The following is a 16,825-nucleotide window of genomic DNA, read 5'->3' as shown; positions in this document are numbered from 1 at the left end:
TGGAACTAGATATCCACAATGTGATGAAGACTGTCGCGTCCCGGGTTGACCTTGTCAAGAGTTCAGAGTTAGCGTGGCTTCATAAAATAGAATCGGATCTTCATATAGTGAAACCGATCGGAGGCCGCAACGCCATGGATATCCCGCAGCGAGGGGTCACCGCCCAGCTCGCCGCCTGGGTGCACGGACTCAAGCCCGATGACATCCCGGAGCGCGTCCGGACGAGGGCGAAGTATCTGCTTCTCGACGGCGTCGGTGCCGCGCTCGTAGGCGCGCAGCTGCCGTGGTCGCGGGTGGCGACCGACTCGGTCCTGGCGATCGAAGGCGCGGGGGAGTCGATCGTCGTGGGCACGAGCCGGACCACGAGTGCGCCGGCCGCGGTGCTGCTGAACAGTACGTTCGTCCAGGGCTTCGAGCTTGATGACTTCCATCCGATCGCTCCGTTGCACAGCGACTCCTTGGTGATCCCAGCGATCCTCGCGATGGCGCAGGCGGGGTTCGACGTCTCCGGCGCGGACGCGCTGACGGCGGCGGTCGCCGGGTTCGAGGTGGGGCCGCGGGTCGGCCGGGCGCTGCACGGGTCGCAGATGCTCTCGCGAGGCTGGCACTCGGGGCCTGTGTTCGGCACCCACACGGCCGCGATGACCACCGGCAAACTGTGCGGCCTCGACGCCGCGCAGCTCGAGGACGCCCTCGGGATGGCCGGCACCCAGTCGGGTGGCCTGATGGCCGCCCAGTACGAGGCGATGTCCAAGCGGATGCAGCACGGTTTCGCCGCTCGTAACGGTTTCTACGCCGCGCGGCTGGCCGCGGGTGGCTACACCGGCATCAAGGCGGTGTTCGAACGGGAGTACGGCGGCTTCCTCGCCGTGTTCGGCGAAGGCCACGACCCCGCGCCCGAGGAAATCGTCGCCCAGCTGGGCGAGCGATGGGAAACCGAGATCATCATGGTGAAGTCGTTCGCCGCGATGGGCGGCCTGCACGGTGCCGTCGAGGCGGCCCTCGCCCTGCGGTCGGAACACACGATCGACGTGGACCAGATCGACCGGATCGACGTGGCGGTCGGGGACACGGTTTATCACCACGGCTGGTGGCCGCCCGAACGGCCGCTCACGCCGATCGGTGCGCAGATGAACATCGCTTACGCGGTGTCGGTGGCGTTGTGCGACGGCCAGGTTCTCACCCGGCAGTTCACCTCAGAGCGGTTGGACGCCGACGACGTGTGGGCCTTGATCGACCGTGTCCGGGTCCGCCACGCCACCGAGTACGACACCGCCGAGCCGCACAAGAGGTTCGCCACCGACTTGCGGATCACGATGCGCGACGGAACCGAACTGGCGAAGCACGTGGTGATGCCACACGGCTCGCCGTTCGACCCGGTGACCGCGCAGGAGATCGTCGACAAGTACCGGCGCCTCACCGAACCCGCCCTGACACCGGCCAGGCAGAACGCGATCGAGACCGCGGTCCTCGGCCTGGACGAGGCCGGCGACCTCAACGAGCTCATCGACCTCCTCGCGCCGGCTGTGACCGGTGTCCTGGACTGAACGAAAGGAACTCACTATGAGCGCATCGAACGCGCGCGTGGCACTTCGGCGGCAGCTGGCCGCCAAGGAGCTCGTCGTCGCGCCGGGTGTCTTCGACGGCATCTCCGCCCACCTGGTCGCCCGGCTCGGCTTCCAAGCCGGCTACCTCACCGGCGCCGGGATCGCCGCGTCCGGGTTCGGGCTGCCGGACATCGGGCTCGTGACCCAGACCGAGATGGCCGAGCGAGCCCGGATGATCACCGGGGTGCTCGGCGACACGCCGCTGATCGCCGACGCCGACACCGGCTACGGCGCCGAGCTCAACGTGGTTCGCACCGTGCGGGAGTACGAGGCCGCCGGCGTCGCCGCGATCCAGCTGGAGGACCAAGCATTCCCGAAGAAGTGCGGGCACCTGCCGGACAAGGAGCTGATCGGCCAGGAGGAGTTCGCCGTCAGGCTGACCGCGGCGCTGGAAGCGCGCACGGACCCGGACCTCGTGGTCATCGCGCGGACCGACGCCCGCGGCCCGCTCGGGGTGGACGCCGCTATTGAGCGGGCGAACACTTACGCCCGGGCAGGCGCGGACGTGATCTTCGTCGAGGCTCCGCAGGGGGTGGACGAGATCGAGCGGATCGCGGCCGAGGTGTCGGCCCCGCTGCTGATCAACCTCGTTATCGGCGGTCTGACTCCGATCGAGTCGACGCAGCGACTTCGGGAACTGGGGTACGCGATCGCCATTTATCCGTCCCTGCCCCTTGGTGGCGCCGCATTCGCGATGCTGACCGGCCTCGCCGAGCTGGCGGGCACCGACCCGAAGGACCTGATCCCCAGCAAGCCGGCCGAGTTCTTCAACCTCGTGGGGCTGGCCGAATGGTCCGACCTCGGTGAGCGCTACCGCAGCGAAGCCGTGACGGGAGTCTGAGTCATGGGCATGACGATGATCGAGAACCTGCTCGCCCGCAAAGCGGGAGTCAACCATGTGACGGCGGGCGACACGGTGACTGTGGACGTCGACCTGTGCGTGCTGATCGACCTGCAGTTCGCCACCCTATGGATGCAGCCGTCCCGCATTCACGACCCGGCCAAGGTCGCGGTGATCATGGATCACGCGGTCCCGGCGCCGTCGCTCAAGGATGCGGCCGGCGGACCGCGAGCCCGCAAGTTCGTCGCCGACTTCGGGATCGAGAAGTTCTTCGACGTAGGCAGGCACGGGATCTGTCACCAGGTGATCGCCGAGAACGGCCTGGCTCGCCCGGGTGAGGTGCTCGCGTGCACGGATTCCCACACCTGCGCCGGCGGCGCCTACAACACCGCTGCACGAGGACTCGGCCCGACCGAGGTCTATTCCATCCTGTGCACCGGATCGACCTGGTTCCAGGTCGCGCCGACAATCCGCTACGAGCTCGACGGCGTCAAACCCGGCGAGGTCAGCGGGAAGGACATCTTCCTCCACATCGCCAACGAGTACGGTGACGCCACCAACATGAACCTGGAGTTCGGCGGCCCCGGCCTGGCGAGCGTGCCGATGAACGACCGGCGGACGATCGCCACGCAGGGAGCAGAGATCTCCGCCGACTTCAGTACCTTCGGCGTCGACGACGTCTTGCGCGACTTCCTCGACGAACGTGGTGTCGAGGAGTTTCGCGCGGCCGACGCCGACCTGGACGCCTCCTACTTCGACGTCCGCCACATCGACTTGTCGAGCCTGGAACCCTATGTCGCCAGGCCTGGCACAGTGAGCCGTAACGGCGTGCCGGTCTCCGACATCGAAGATCGCAAGATCGACCAGGCGTTCATCGGCTCCTGCGCCAACGGCCAACTCGAAGATCTCCGCATCGCCGCCGGGATCCTGCGTGGACGGTCCGTTGCGCCGGGTGTCCGCCTGCTCGTGACCCCGGCATCGCAGAAGGTGTACCGCGACGCGATGCGGCTGGGTTACCTGCAGGACATCGCCGACGCCGGCGGGGTGGTCACGAACTCGACGTGCGGCGCCTGCTTCGGTTACCACATGGGTGTCCTCGGGCCCGGCGAGGTCTGCATCACCTCGAGCACTCGCAACTTCACCGGCCGGATGGGCAGCACCGACGCCGAGATCTACATGGCCTCGCCGGCCACCGTGGCCGCGTCCGCGATCGCGGGCGTCATCACCGATCCGAGGAAGGTCACCACATGAGTGCCACCAAGGTCTCCGGCCGCGTGTGGCTGTTCGGGGATTCGCTGAACACCGATGCGATGTACCCCGCGTTCGCGATGAAGATGGATATCCCCGAAGCGGCCAAGCACGTCTTCTACGAGGTCCGTCCTAGATGGACTGACGAGGTCGCTCCGGGCGACATCGTGGTGGCCGGTAAGAACTTCGGCGTCGGGTCCTCACGGCCGGTGGCGGCGTTGATGCGGCACCTCGGCGTCGGTGCACTCGTGGCGGAGGAGTTCAACTCGCTGTTCTTGCGCAACGCGATCAACGCGGGGTTGCCCGCCGCGACAGTCCCCGGCGTCACCTCCGCCTTCGACGACGGAGACGTCGGGCAGTTCGACATCGCCGCCGGGCACTACGTCAACGAGACCAAGGGAACCGAGGGTGACTTCCCGCGGCTTCCGGAGCTGGTCCTCGAAATCCTTGCCAGCGGCGGCGTGCTGCCTCGCCTTGCCGAGCAGGGATATTTGCCGATCGAGCTGCTCGGCGCACTGCGGTCCGGGGCGATTCCCACGGACGCCGGAGGCGGCGCGTGACGGTGGAGCGGCTCGCGCCCGGGATCTGGCGAATCCCGACCACAGCGCGCGATCGGGACAACGCGTTCCTGGTAGAGGCCGACGACGGCTACACCCTCGTCGACGTCGGCTGGGCGAAGGCTCCGGGACAGATCGCCGCGGCGGTCGAACAGCTCGGCCGCAAGCCTGCGGACATCCGACGGATCGTGCTCACCCATGCCCATCCGGACCACGTGCAGGGCGCGGACGAAATGCGGGCCCGCACTGGAGCGGAGATTCTCATCCACACGGCCGACGCGGACTGGCTGCGGTCCGGACGGGTTCCGGTGTCCGGCCGCCAGAGCGCCCTCGGCCGCCTGATCGACAAGGTACCCAAGCTGCACTGGCGGCCAACGGAGCCTGACCGGACCTTGTCCGGCGACGAGGTGATCGACGGGCTCAAGGTCATCCACACGCCTGGCCACAGCCCAGGGCACATCGTGCTGCTGCACGAACCGACCCGGACGCTCCTCGTCGGTGACGCGGTGTTCCACCGTTCCAGTCAGCCCAAGCAGGGCCCGGCAGCACTGTCGGCTGACTCGGGCGCGCGCGACGCGAGTCTCCGCCGTCTTCCGGTCGATGTGTCCGCTGTGGCGTTCGCCCACGGCGCCCCTCTTGCCGGGGATGGCGTCCGGGCATATGCCGATTGGCTCGGCAGTACCGCGAATGGTTCGTGACCGGGGTGGTTTGACGCCACCAGCCTGCCGCCCTACGGTTCCTATAGTTGGAACTGGCTGCTCGAATAGTGAAACGACCGCGGGTGGGGTGTATGACGCAGGATCAACCGGCGGGGCCGGGGCAGACGGAGGGCGGCGAGACCGCCCGGCGAGCGCTGCGCCTGATGGAAGCAGTGGTCACGGCCGGGGAACCGGTCGCTCTCAACGACCTGGTCGCGATGGTGGGGCTCTCCAAGAGCACGTGCTACCGCCTGGTGAGGGTGCTGCAGGACGAGCGTTACCTCGACCACGCCGAGTCAGGCGGCTACGTCGTCGGCAGCCGGCTTGTCGGAATCGCGGCGGCCGTGCTGCCACAGGCGGCGCTCTACCAAGCGGCCAGGCCATCGTTGCGGCTGCTCGCGGACGCGGTGGGAGAGACGACGACGCTGCACGTCCGCAGCGGCAGCCGAAGCGTGCTGGTTCTCGGCGTGGAGAGCACCGCGCAGGTGCTCCGGCGCGCGGCGACGATCGGCGAGACGGCGTGGCTGGGCCGAGGCGCCAGCGGCCAGGCGATTCTGGCTCACCTGGACCCCGCTGACGTCGATCGCATCATCGGCCAGGCCGACGACGCCGACTTGGTGAGAGACTCTCTGGCGCTGGCCCGCCATGATGGTTACGTGCTGTCGTACGGCGCGAACCATCCCGGGGTCCACGGTATCGCGGCGCCGGTCCTGTCCGCGTTCGCCGCCGGTGGTGGGATGTCTGTCGCGGTGTCCGGCCCCGCGGACCGGTGGACCGGCGATCGCATGCGCGCCTGTGCTCCTCGGCTGCTCCAAACCTGCGAAGAACTGTCAGTCCTCTTCGCCGACACTGCCGCGCCACTGCCAGGAAAGTAGGCAGGCACCAATCCGATGTCCATCTCCTTGGCAGGCGGTGTCGCCGAGCCCAGCGCCGGGCGGCTTGGTGCCCGCAGTGCCGCACCGCGGACCTGTCGTGGCACTTGGCCGACCACGAACGCCGATGCCGCTCTTGTGGCGTTGTCGGGCGGGTGATGATGCCGTGGTGGCGGCCGTGAACGAATATCGTAAGTCGAATATGTGCACTCCGCCGGTATAAAGTGCTCAAGCCGGGTCGGGGACGGTGCGCCCATAGGCAGCGGGACGTCCGCCGTACGGGTCGCCGTCGGTCCACAAGATGGTGGGCGCCGCCTTGCGCACGACGGGCGCGACCTCACTGGCGAACCGTTCGAGCATCTCGAGTTGCTGCTCGTGCGGGAGCATGGTGGGCAGGCTGAAGGACTGCAGGTCGTGCCCGTAAGCCTCGTGCCACCACAGGATCTTCTCGGTGATCTGCTGTGGGCTGCCGACCAGGACCGGCCCGCGCGCGATCGCGTCGTCGATCGTGGCGAACGTCATTTCGTTGCCCGGTGTGTGGTTCCCGGGCTGGTTGAAGAAGGCGACCATCTTTTCATAGGTCGGCCCGAAGGCCTCCCGTGCTTCCTGCGTGCTGTCTGCCAGGTAGAGGAATCCCGCGCCGGCGGCGACGAAGGCGAAGCGCGGGTCGTGGCTGTGTTCGGCGTACTGCTTCCGGTAGCGCTCGATCAAGACGGTGTAGTTGTCCCGCGGCTGGATCGCGTTGGCGGAGAAGAGCGGGTCACCCCATTTCGCGGCGAGCTCGGCCGACGTCGCCGTGGTCGCCGAGCCGTGCCAGACCCGGGGCGCGCCGGCGAACGGGCGGGGCAGGCTGGTCACCTCCTGCAGGGGACCGCGGAACCGCCCTTCCCACGTGACGTCCTCCTCGCGCCAGAGCCGCCGCAGCAGCTCGTACTTCTCGGCGAGCGCGTCCCATTGGTCGCCGTTGTCGATGCCGAACATCGGCAGCTGGCGCAGCTCGTTCCCCTTGCCGATGACCAGCTCGAGCCGGCCGCGGGAGAGCTGGTCAATCGTGGCGTAGTCCTCGGCAACCCGCAGCGGGTCGTGGATCGACAGGACCGAGACGCCGGTCTGGATCCGGACGCGGCTGGTCGTCGCGGCGATCGCCCCGAGCAGCACGGTCACCCCGCTGCTGAGGAAGGGCCCCGCGTGGCGTTCTCCGAGTGCGACGGCGTCGAACCCGAACTCTTCCGCGTAGCGCGCCGAGGTGAGCGCCTGCGCGAAGCGTTCGTCAGTGCGGACCTGGCGACCGCTCACCGGGTTCGTCAGGTGCGGCAGGATGTCCAGGACTTGGAATTTCACGTCTCTGCTCCTTGGCTGACCGAGTGGATCATGGTGCGCAGGTCGTCGGCGTCGACGTTGGCGCCGAAGGCTTTGCTTCCGGGTTCGAGGCGGACGCCGTCGGCGAGCGAGCCGGCGCGGACCGGGTCGAAGCCGAGTGAGTCGACCAGCTGCGCGACGGCGGCGAGATCGGCGGGATCGTCTCCGGCGATGGCGATCGCCTTGCGGCTATCGGCGCCGCTCGGCCGGGCTTCCGCTTCCAGGTCGTGATAACCCATGTGGTTGAACGCCTTGACCACCCGGGACGCGGGAAGGAACGCCTGCACGGTCTCGCTGGTCGACGTGCGAAGGTCGTCGCGGATTCCGTCCGTCTCCCACCAGTAGTTCATCGCGTCGACCACCAGCTTGCCCGCGAGAGCCTCGACGGGGAGCGCTGTGTGCTTGCCCAATGGCAGGGCCAGGATCACCACGGACGATCGTGCGGCCAGGTCTGCGGTGGTGGTGGCCACGGCACCGGGTGTCAGCACCTCGGCGATGAGCGCGATCTTGGCCGGGTCGCCGGATCCGGAGATCAGGACCTCGTCGCCGGCGTCGAGGGCCAGCCGCGCGAGGACTGTGCCGACCTTGCCGGCGCCGACGATGCCGACGCGAATCGGTTGCGAAGGGGACGAGGCCGTCATGCCGACGCCTTCGTCTTGTCGCGGTCGGCGAGCAGGGCGCGCACTCGAGGGATGACCTCTGTGCCGTAGAGCTCGACCGCGTGCAGCCGAGCCGACGCTGGAACGCTGCCGACGGTGTAGATGAGGTCGAAGCGGCCGACGTCGAGGGTCTGCACGGCGCTCGCGATCTTGCGCGCCACGGTGTCGGGGGAGCCGACGTAGAGCGACCCTTCGGCGACCTCGGCGTCGTACTGCCGCCGCCCGATCGGTGGCCATCCGCGCAGCGCGCCGATGCGGTCGTGCATGACGCGGTAGCGAGGCCAGAAAATTTCGGCGGCCTCCTCGTCGGTGTCGGCGATGAAGCCGGGGGAGTGCATCCCCACGGGGTGCGAGGTCGTCCCGAACTGCGCGGCAGCGCGGCGGTAGAGGTCGACGTAGGAGGCGAAGCGCGAGGGCGCGCCCCCGATGATGGCGATCATGAGCGGGAGGCCGTACTGAGCGGTGCGGATGACCGACTGCGGAGAGCCGCCCACGCCGACCCAGGTGTCGAGTCGTCCGGAGTCGGTCTTGGGGAACACGTCGGCGTTCTCCAGCGGAGCGCGGGTGGTGCCCGACCAGGTGACGGGCTTCTCTTCTAGGAGCTGGGCGAAGAGTTCGATCTTCTCCTCGAACAGCACTTCGTAGTCCTTCAGGTCGTAGCCGAACAGCGGGAACGACTCGGTGAAGGAGCCCCGGCCGAGGATTACCTGGGCGCGGCCGCGGGACAGGGCGTCGACGGTCGCGAACCGCTGGAAGACCCGCACTGGGTCGTCCGACGACAACACGGTGACCCCGGACGCGAGCTTGATCCGTTCGGTGCGGGTCGCGATGCCGGCCAGGACGGTCTCCGGCGTGGAGATGGCGTACTCCGGTCGGTGGTGCTCGCCGAGGGCGATGACGTCCACTCCCAGTTCGTCAGCCAGGACCGCTTCGGCGACGACCTGGCGGATCGCGTCGCCGTGGGAGACCAGCTGGCCGGCATCGTCCTCCGGGACGTCGCCGAAGGTGTCGAGACCGAAGGCGAGAGGTACCGCTGATGGTGCCGGCGTGGTCATGCGCGTTCTTCCTTTCTGGCTCTGCCGCAGGCGAGAGTGTCTGCCACCGGGTGAAACAACATGACTGCTTATGTATTCCCGTGGCGTCGTCGCCCGGCCTGTCGCCCTTCGGCATACTGTGGCGCTGAGCCCTTAGCAGGAGGAGGTCGAACCGAGTCGATGGCTGGCGTCTTCCGATTGGCAAATGAGGCATGGGAGGCGCTGTTCCGTGCGCAGGCGACCCTGGCTCGCGAGTTCGAGCAGGCTGGGGCGTGGGGCGGCTTCGCGCCGAGCGAGTACGGCGTGCTCTACGCACTGGCTGGGCACGACGAGGGGTTGCGGATCACAGAACTCATTGACGACGTCCTGCTCACGCAGGCAGGGGTGTCCCGGCTGGTGGCTCGCCTGGAGCAGCGCGGCCTGGTCGAGCGCCGGTCCGACCCTCAAGATGGCCGGGCCTCCCGGATCGTGCTGACCGAGGAAGGGCACTCGGTCCAGGTCCGCCTCGGCCGCGTACACGCGCGGCACGTGGCGGCCGCCATGACCCGCTCGCTGGACCCGGCTCAACTGCGAGCGCTTCGCGATCTGAGCCGCGCATTGCTGGATGAACAGCAGCATGCAGCCTCACCGGAGGGTTCTCAGACTGTTCGCTGAACCCGCCCGACTGGGCTCGACACGGCCAGTTTCCTACTCTGGGGCTACGTCGAGGTCGGCGGCAAGGAGGTGCTGCCCGGTGATGGCCGGTCTGCCGTCATGTTAATCGCCACAGCCGCGACATTTCGGATCTCGCGCACTCGTTGGTGGATGAGCGCGCCAGATACAGCCTGACGACGCGGCCGTTGGCTGGTCTGGCCGGACGCCCTACTGAGTGTTCCGCTGCTTAGCGCTGGATTTGCCGGGCCATGGGCTCCGAACTTGCTCGGGATTTCGCCCAAGCCGTCCAGGCCACCGGCGCCCTGGACGGCGCGCGGACCTATTTGGCGCAGGTCAAGGGGATCCGAGAGGTGACGAGCTCGGCCCGGGCCCGCTCGGCGACACCGGCGGCCCACAACGCCCCCTCCCGTCAGCGCCGAAGCAGCGAAGCGAAGACCAGCGCGAGTGCGCGCGGAAGGTCCAGGGCCGTGACATCCCATGTCCGCCACAGGCCCGAGACCTTCAGGAGGTCGATCACCGGGAAACAGTAGTGGGCGTCTCGGCACCGGCCGCGCGACGGCGACGCGGGACGATGTGGCCGCGGCGGTGGGCCAGCCACAGGAACACCACTGTCAGCGCCACGCCCGCCCCCACGGTGTACAGGCTGCCCTCCGGTCCGAAGTCCCCGCCGGTGACCAGGACCGGGCCCGACGTCGTGGCGTCCAGCAGTCCCTTCGACTCGCCGTTGCGGGAGACCACGGCGCTGAAGATGCCACCCGCGGCGAAGTTCCAGCCGAAGTGCAGTCCGATCGGCACCCAGAGGTTGCGGGTGGCGGCGTAGCAGGCGGCGAGCATGAAACCGGCCTCGACAGCGATGGCGGTGGCGCCCCACAAGCTGGCGTCCAGGTTGACCAGGTGTATCAGACCGAACACCACACCGGTCAGCACCAGCGCGATCCAGGTGCCCAGGCGTTCCTCGACGACGCGGAACCCGGGATTCAGTCGTGGGACCGCGCTTCGAGCACTCTCACGAGGGCTGAGGCGATGAGAGCGGCAGCCTGCTGCGTAGCGCCGGGACACGCACTTGACCGATGCTGCGAGCGCTCCGGGTGAACGTGACACTCGACAGGAAGCCCGCACAAGCCCCGGTTGTGACTGTCCGCAGCAAGTAGCGCCGATGTCGCAGCGTTACTTGTCGCGATCCGTGGAGTCAGGAGGAGGTCGATCCGCGCGGTCGTAGGCTTCCTGTGACCCGGACACGTCGCCGAGGTGTGCGATCGACCATTCCTCCAGCGCCCGCAGCGGCTCCCGCAGGGTGCGGCCCGCCTCGGTGAGCGTGTACTCGACGCGGACCGGTACCTGGGGGTAGACGGTGCGGCGCACGAGCCCGTCCCGTTCGAGCCCGCGGAGAGTCTGGGTGAGCATCTTCTGCGAGACACCCTCAACGCGTCGACGCAACTCCGAAAAGCGGACGTTGCCGTCCCAGAGGGCGCCCACGATGAGCACGGTCCACCGGTCGCCGATGCGATCCAGGATCTGGCGAGTCGGGCAGTCCGCGCGGTAGGGGCTGCCGAAGAGCACCGACTCGGCCTGAGTGGTTACCACAAGGTGCCTTCTTCCCGTTGGAGAGCTGCACTCATACGGTAATCGCAGGGCGTCACCCGACGCCACCCCGTCTCGCAGAAAGGCACCCCCGTGTCTCGCATTACGGTCATCGGCGGCACCGGTTATGCCGGTTCGGCCATCCTCGCGGAGGCCGCTGCTCGTGGTCACCAGGTCACCGCACTGAGCCGCTCGCTCCCCGACGCGCCGATCCCGGACGTGACCTATGTCCAAGGCGACGCCACCGACGAAACAACGCTGTCTTCGGTCATCGAGGGTTCCGACATCGTCGTGGACGCGATCGCCCCGCGCGGCCCGCTGGTCGGCCACGCCCGCGATGTCCACCGCACCATCGCGCGTCTGGCCAATGCCGCGGGCGTAGGCCTGTTCATCGTCGGCGGCGCCTCGTCGCTGCGCCCTGCGCCCGGGGCGGATCGCTTCGTCACCGACCCCAGCCACCTCGGCCTCATCCCCACGGAGCTCCACGACGAGATCCGCGACGGAGCGGCGTTCATCATCGAGGACCTCCCGGCCACGCCTGCGACACTCGACTGGGTCTACGTGAGCCCGGCGCTCAGGTTCGGCGCACATGTGCCCGGCGAACGACTCGGTCGTTATCGGCTCGGTGACGAGGTCGCGGTTCAGCCCGAGGACGGCGGCGCGATCTCGGCGGCGGACTACGCCCTCGGGTTCGTCGACCTGATCGAGAAGGGCGACCACCACAGGGCACAGGTCAACCTCGGCCACTAATTGGTCAACTCCGGTCGCCTCGTCCGCATGCGCGTAAGCCCATACCTATTATGTAGTTGCTGGGTCGACGCCGGTATTGGTTCACAACTCAAGCGGATGTACAGCACGCACTTTCGGTGAAATTGCTTTCTACGGTCGGTGTTCGACTGAGGACCATCTGGGCCCGGCGACGTCGCTGGGCTGGCAACTGGGCAACGCTCGTCGGTTGGTGGAGCCACTGGGCGGTCGGGTGTCCGCCGAGTTCTTCGATGTAGGTCAGTCGCGGTCGGTGCCGTGGCACCGGCGCCCGGAGGCCGCCCGGCTACTGGACACGCTGAAGGATTCCTCCCGCAAGTGGTCGGCGGTTGTCGTCGGCGAGGGCACTCGCTGCTGGTTCGGCAACCAGTTTTCCCTGATCGCGCCGCGACTTGCCGGGTATGGCGTGGACTTGTGGGTTCCTGAGCTGGGTGGGCGATTCGAGCCACGAAACCCGTCGCACACGATGTTGATGAGTTTGCTGGGCGGGATGAGTGAGTCGGAGCGGCAGCATGTTCAGGCGCGGGCGCGTGCGGCGATGGATGCCCAGGTTGTCAGCGAGGGCCGTCACCAGGGTGGTCGGGCGCCGTACGGATACGTTGTCGTTGACGGCGCCCCGCATCCTCATCCGCGGAAGGCGGCGGAGGGGTTGCGGGTGCGGGTACTGCAGGTCGACCCGCCGGCGGCCGTGGTGGTGCGCCGGATCTACGGCGAGTATCTCGATGGCCTCGGCGACCGGGCCATCGCTACGGGGTTGGACCGGGACGGGATCGCGTGTCCGTCTGCGCGACGTCCTGAACAGAACCGTGGCGATGGTTGGCAGGGCAGTACGGGACGACCCCTGGACCCCGGACCTCGTCGCCCGCGTCGCCGCCGCCATCCACGAAGCACTGCTCCCCGAGGACTGGGCCGAACACGTCGACCAACGCGAAGCACTGAGTCTTTCCGCGTAAGCATCCGTGACGCTGGGTAACAGCCCGGGATATGGTCGATGCTGGCGGTGGCGACACGCCGGAGTTGTTGTGGTGCAACGTAAAGACGCGGAACCTCGGTATGAATTTGGTCCTACCACAGATCAACTTCATAGAGGTTCCGCGCCTGATTAGTGTGTCATACACCGCGACCTTGCCGGTACGCGACCAGACCGTGCTGTACGTGTCGGGCCTGCTGCATGCCGAGCGTGTGCGGCGCGGTACCCGCTGGGACCGCCGGGTCCTGACCCCGTTCAAGCAGGCAGTTCTGGTGCTGCGCTGGTTTCTCGATGGCACCCGGGTCAGGCAGCTGGCGGTCGACAACGCGATCGGCAGTCCACCGTGTACGCCTATCTCGAGGAGGGGTTCACGGTGCTCGCCGCCCAGGCACCCGCGTGGAGTCGGCGTTGCTGGCGGCGAAAATGGCCGGCCACAGCTACATTTCGATCGACGGCACGCTGATCGAGACTGATCGGTGCCGCACCCCAGGCCCCCCACGAAAGGCGTGGACCTGTAGTGGTCGGGCAAACACGCCAACCATGGCGGGAACATCCAGGTCATCACCGCTACCGACGGCTGGCCGCTGTGGACATCGCCGGTGCGGCCGGGCCGCGAGCACGACACCACCGCGCTGCGCGAGCATCCCGAGATCCTGCCCGCTCTGGCTACGTGGATCGCCGAGAACCGGCCCGCGCTGGGCGGTTGTGTGCTGGGTTCACCCGATGGACTCGGCGTACAGGGGCGAGTGCGCTCACGGGCAAGGCGAGCAGGACCAAGGCGCAGCGGCGGGCACGGCTGCGCCAGCGGTGCGGGCGGCGCAGGTTAGCCTGTCCGTCATCACCACTGCGGCATCGCCGAAAGCTGTTGTCCAGTAAGCGATCCCGACATTGGTCCCGAGGCTCGACCTTCATGGCCATCCTCGACTTCACGTGGGCGTTGTTGGTCGCCTGAACCAACCTGCCGCTCCTTCAGCCCTGTAGTGGCAGGTGCACCTTCGTCGATCGCACGCAACTTCGAGCTGGCGAAGGAGCGCACATGGGTCGCCGACTGCTCGAATGTCGCGGGCGTCACTCGGTGCCTATAGGCACTGGGTGACAATTGGCCCTCAGTGCCTGTATGGTGGGTGAGGAACCGAGGAGGTGTCCCAACATGGGCAACTTGTATGAGAACGCGACCTTGCTGTACATCGACGGAAAGTGGGTGGAGCCGACTGGCGTCGACCTGCTCGACGTGGTCAACCCGGCCACTGAGCAGGTGGTGGCGCAGATCGCGCTGGGCGGCGTGGCGGATGTGGACCGCGCGGTCGCAGCGGCTTCGGCTGCCTTCCCTGCCTGGTCGACGACCAGCCGCGAGGAGCGGCTCGCGGTGCTTCAGGCGGCGGCTGATGAATACGAGAGGCGACTGCCCGACCTCGCCGAGGCGGTCAGGGTCGAGATGGGTGCGCCGCAGACGCTGGCCATCGAGGAGCAGGCTCCGTCCGGTCTTGCCCACCTGCGGGTCGCCGTGGACATCCTGCGCGACTACGAGTTCCAGGGTCAGCGGGGCGACACCGTTGTCCTGCGTGAGCCGGTGGGTGTCTGCGCGTTGATCGCGCCGTGGAACTGGCCGCTCAACCAGATCATGTGCAAGATCGCGCCTGCATTGGCGACGGGTAACACGATGGTGCTCAAACCCAGCCAGGTCGCGCCGCTGACCGCTGTGCTGATCACCGAGATCCTGGACGCCGCCGGCGTGCCGGCAGGCGTATTCAACCTCGTGCACGGTCTGGGGTCGGTCGTCGGCACCGCGCTGTCGGCCCACCCCGACGTCGACATGGTCTCCTTCACCGGGTCCACTCGAGCTGGCGTCGAGGTCTCCAAGGTGGCCGCGGACACCGTGAAACGCGTGTCGTTGGAGTTGGGTGGCAAATCAGCCAACATCGTGTTGCCCGACGCCAACCTGGCCCAGGCGGCCGAGGTCGCGGTCATCTCGTGCTTCGGCAACAGCGGACAGAGCTGCAACGCGCCGACGCGGCTGCTGGTGCAGCAGGACCAGCACGACGAGCTGATGGAACTGCTCGTGAAGGCGACGGAACGTCTCGTCGTGGGCGACCCCCGAGACGCCGAGACCGCGCTCGGCCCGGTCGCCTCCCAGACGCAGTACGACAAGATCCAGGAGTTGATCCAGTCGGGCATCGACGAGGGGGCCCGCGTGGTCGTCGGCGGGCTCGGCAAGCCCGACGGCCTCGACACCGGCTTCTATGTCCGCCCGACGGTGCTCACCGGCGTCACCCCGGATATGCGCGTCGCACGGGAGGAGATCTTCGGGCCGGTACTGTCCGTGCTGACCTACACCGACGAGGACGACGCGATCCACATCGCCAACGACAGCGATTACGGCCTGTCCGGCGCGGTGCAGTCCAGCGACCCCGAGCACGCCTTGGTCGTGGCCCGCCGCATGCGCACGGGCAGGGTGGTGCTCAACGGAGCCGAACAGGACTTCGCCGCGTCTTTCGGTGGCTACAAGCAGTCCGGCAACGGCCGCGAGTGGGGCGAGGCAGGCTTCGACGAGTTCATCGAGCTCAAGGCCGTGCTGAGCCCCCGGACTGCGTGAACGTTCACGAGAGGAATGAGTATGGAGGGGCTGCGTGCGCGTAAGCAGGAACGGCAGCGGGAGGAGATCGTGGCGGCCGGCATGAGCCTGTTCGCCGAACGGGGCTTCGACGACATCACGGTCGACGAGATCGCCGACGCGGCCGAGGTGTCGCGGCGCACGCTGTTCCGCTACTTCGGCACCAAGGGCGACATCGTCATGGAGTGGTCCCGCGGCACCACGACGGTGCTGTGTGAGGCGTTGCGGGGCCGGCCGGTGGACGAGCATCCGATGGAGTCGCTGCGTGCGGCGTTCCAGGCGCTGAACTACTCGTTCACCGACGAGGTGACCAAGGTGCACGCGACCGCGGCGATGGTCGAGCGGACCCCGAGTTTGCGGCCGTACAGCATGCGCAAGCACGCCGAGTGGGAGGACGCGCTGGCCGACGTGCTGCGCGAGCGGCACCCCGAGCCAGTCGAGCCGGCGCCGATCTTGCTGGCCCGCATTTCGGTGTCCGCGTTCCGGACCGCGTTGGACCAGTGGCTGGCCGGCCCTGGCGTCGAACTTCCGATCGAGTTGACCGACCGTGCCTTCGATCTGGCGCGAGATGTCACAAAGCAGAGAGAGCGTCATGAGTAGCTACACATCAAGCAGGCAATGGCATTTGGTGGCCCGGCCGCACGGGCGGCCCGCGCCGAGTGATTTCGCGTTGCGGGAGCACAAGATTCCGCCGCCGGCGGCGGGTCAGATCTTGGTGCGGAACCAGTTCTTGTCGGTGGATCCTTACATGCGGCGGCGGATGGACGACGTCGAGTCCTACGTGCCGCCGTTCCAACTCGACGAGCCGATGGACGGCGGCGCGGTCGGCGTCGTCGTCGCCTCGGAGTCCGACAAGATCGCGGTAGGCACGCATGTGCAGCACATGCTGGGCTGGCGGGAGTACGCGCTGCTCGACGCCACTGCCGTTACCGTGATCGACGCCGATGCCGCACCGCTTTCCGCCTACTTGGGCGTGTTGGGCATTACCGGGCTCACGGCGTATGCGGGGCTGTCCCGGATTGCGCGGCTGCAGCCGGGAGAGACGGTGTTCGTCTCCGGTGCGGCGGGCGCGGTCGGCACCCAGGTTGGTCAGATCGCCCGGCTGATGGGCGCGTCCCGGGTGATCGGCTCCGCCGGCAGCGCCGACAAGGTCCGGCTGCTGGTAGAGGAATACGGCTTCGACGAGGCCTTCGATTACCACGGCGGCCCCGTCGTCGACCAGCTACGCGCCGCCGCGCCCCAGGGCATCGACGTGTACTTCGACAACGTCGGCGGCGAGCATCTCGAAGCCGCCATCGACGTGCTGAACCTGCACGGCCGGATCGTGCTGTGCGGGATGATCTCCCAGTACAACACCACCGAGGCGCCG

The 16,825-nt window shown here is 67.8% G+C and carries 17 protein-coding genes and 2 pseudogenes; 14 read left to right on the top strand and 5 right to left on the bottom strand.

From position 1 onward, the window contains the following. Positions 1–107 precede the first annotated feature (107 nt). From JWQ81_RS07950 to JWQ81_RS07925, 6 genes are all read left to right on the top strand, one after another. On the top strand, positions 108–1,547 hold the full coding sequence (locus JWQ81_RS07950) for an MmgE/PrpD family protein (RefSeq protein ID WP_297539150.1): 1,440 nt from the start codon (positions 108–110) through the stop codon (positions 1,545–1,547). A gap of 16 nt (positions 1,548–1,563) precedes the next feature. Further along, positions 1,564–2,448, top strand: coding sequence for an isocitrate lyase/PEP mutase family protein (locus JWQ81_RS07945; RefSeq protein WP_297539148.1), 885 nt, complete (start codon positions 1,564–1,566; stop codon positions 2,446–2,448). 3 nt (positions 2,449–2,451) lie between these two features. Further along, positions 2,452–3,699 (top strand): aconitase/3-isopropylmalate dehydratase large subunit family protein, encoded by a 1,248-nt coding sequence (locus JWQ81_RS07940; protein WP_297539146.1) that lies wholly within the window; start codon positions 2,452–2,454, stop codon positions 3,697–3,699. After that, on the top strand, positions 3,696–4,256 hold the full coding sequence (locus tag JWQ81_RS07935) for a 3-isopropylmalate dehydratase (RefSeq protein ID WP_297539144.1): 561 nt from the start codon (positions 3,696–3,698) through the stop codon (positions 4,254–4,256). Before JWQ81_RS07940 ends, JWQ81_RS07935 begins: the two co-directional genes overlap by 4 nt. Then, positions 4,253–4,951 carry an MBL fold metallo-hydrolase gene (locus JWQ81_RS07930; protein WP_297539142.1) on the top strand — a complete coding sequence of 233 codons (699 nt, stop codon included), beginning with the start codon at positions 4,253–4,255 and terminating at the stop codon, positions 4,949–4,951. The genes JWQ81_RS07935 and JWQ81_RS07930 overlap by 4 nt, the downstream gene beginning before the upstream one ends. 92 nt (positions 4,952–5,043) lie before the next feature. Beyond that, positions 5,044–5,826, top strand: coding sequence for an IclR family transcriptional regulator (locus JWQ81_RS07925; protein ID WP_297539140.1), 783 nt, complete (start codon positions 5,044–5,046; stop codon positions 5,824–5,826). A gap of 225 nt (positions 5,827–6,051) precedes the next feature. On the opposite strand, the gene JWQ81_RS07920 is transcribed toward JWQ81_RS07925, so the two are convergent. The 3 genes from JWQ81_RS07920 to JWQ81_RS07910 are packed head-to-tail and all read right to left on the bottom strand — an operon-like array spanning position 6,052 to position 8,896. Continuing rightward, positions 6,052–7,164 (bottom strand): LLM class flavin-dependent oxidoreductase, encoded by a 1,113-nt coding sequence (locus JWQ81_RS07920; protein ID WP_297539138.1) that lies wholly within the window; start codon positions 7,162–7,164, stop codon positions 6,052–6,054. Continuing rightward, complete coding sequence (locus tag JWQ81_RS07915; RefSeq protein WP_297539136.1) at positions 7,161–7,823, bottom strand: NAD(P)-binding domain-containing protein; 663 nt, start codon at positions 7,821–7,823, stop codon at positions 7,161–7,163. Before JWQ81_RS07915 ends, JWQ81_RS07920 begins: the two co-directional genes overlap by 4 nt. Beyond that, positions 7,820–8,896, bottom strand: a complete 1,077-nt coding sequence (locus tag JWQ81_RS07910) for an LLM class flavin-dependent oxidoreductase (protein WP_297539134.1) — start codon at positions 8,894–8,896, stop codon at positions 7,820–7,822. Before JWQ81_RS07910 ends, JWQ81_RS07915 begins: the two co-directional genes overlap by 4 nt. Before the next feature lie 159 nt (positions 8,897–9,055). Between JWQ81_RS07910 and JWQ81_RS07905 the strand changes: the two genes are divergently transcribed. Beyond that, positions 9,056–9,529: a MarR family transcriptional regulator gene (locus tag JWQ81_RS07905; RefSeq protein WP_297539132.1), complete on the top strand. Its 474-nt coding sequence runs from the start codon at positions 9,056–9,058 to the stop codon at positions 9,527–9,529. Between the two features lie 513 nt (positions 9,530–10,042). On the opposite strand, the gene JWQ81_RS07900 is transcribed toward JWQ81_RS07905, so the two are convergent. Both JWQ81_RS07900 and JWQ81_RS07895 read right to left on the bottom strand, forming a co-directional pair. Next, on the bottom strand, positions 10,043–10,588 hold the full coding sequence (locus JWQ81_RS07900; RefSeq protein WP_297539130.1) for a CPBP family intramembrane glutamic endopeptidase: 546 nt from the start codon (positions 10,586–10,588) through the stop codon (positions 10,043–10,045). Between the two features lie 108 nt (positions 10,589–10,696). Next, positions 10,697–11,113, bottom strand: coding sequence for a helix-turn-helix domain-containing protein (locus JWQ81_RS07895; protein WP_297539128.1), 417 nt, complete (start codon positions 11,111–11,113; stop codon positions 10,697–10,699). Positions 11,114–11,203: 90 nt separating this feature from the next. On the opposite strand from JWQ81_RS07895, the gene JWQ81_RS07890 reads away from it, so the two are divergent. The 7 genes and pseudogenes from JWQ81_RS07890 to JWQ81_RS07860 all read left to right on the top strand — a co-directional run. Then, the gene (locus tag JWQ81_RS07890) at positions 11,204–11,860 is read left to right on the top strand and encodes an NAD(P)-dependent oxidoreductase (RefSeq protein WP_297539126.1); all 657 of its coding nucleotides are present in this window, start codon (positions 11,204–11,206) and stop codon (positions 11,858–11,860) included. Positions 11,861–11,936: 76 nt separating this feature from the next. Next, positions 11,937–12,413 (top strand): annotated as a pseudogene (locus JWQ81_RS07885) (recombinase family protein); the annotation flags it as partial. Between the two features lie 274 nt (positions 12,414–12,687). Beyond that, a complete protein-coding gene (locus tag JWQ81_RS07880) occupies positions 12,688–12,828 on the top strand; it encodes a hypothetical protein (protein ID WP_297539216.1) in 141 nt (46 codons plus the stop codon). Positions 12,829–12,976: 148 nt separating this feature from the next. After that, a pseudogene (locus JWQ81_RS07875) lies at positions 12,977–13,519 on the top strand (transposase family protein); the annotation flags it as partial. 476 nt (positions 13,520–13,995) lie between these two features. Then, the gene (locus tag JWQ81_RS07870) at positions 13,996–15,438 is read left to right on the top strand and encodes an aldehyde dehydrogenase family protein (protein WP_297539124.1); all 1,443 of its coding nucleotides are present in this window, start codon (positions 13,996–13,998) and stop codon (positions 15,436–15,438) included. 21 nt (positions 15,439–15,459) lie between these two features. Then, positions 15,460–16,056: a TetR family transcriptional regulator gene (locus tag JWQ81_RS07865; RefSeq protein WP_297539123.1), complete on the top strand. Its 597-nt coding sequence runs from the start codon at positions 15,460–15,462 to the stop codon at positions 16,054–16,056. Then, positions 16,049–16,825 (top strand): NADP-dependent oxidoreductase (locus tag JWQ81_RS07860; protein ID WP_297539121.1); only part of this gene is annotated, 777 nt, incomplete at its 3' end. The genes JWQ81_RS07865 and JWQ81_RS07860, both read left to right, overlap by 8 nt.

The sequence above is a fragment of the Amycolatopsis sp. genome (genome assembly GCF_025464955.1).
GTDB lineage: Bacteria > Actinomycetota > Actinomycetes > Mycobacteriales > Pseudonocardiaceae > Amycolatopsis.
Note: the sequence above shows the minus strand (reverse complement) of the source record. Positions and strands in the feature narration are given on the sequence as shown.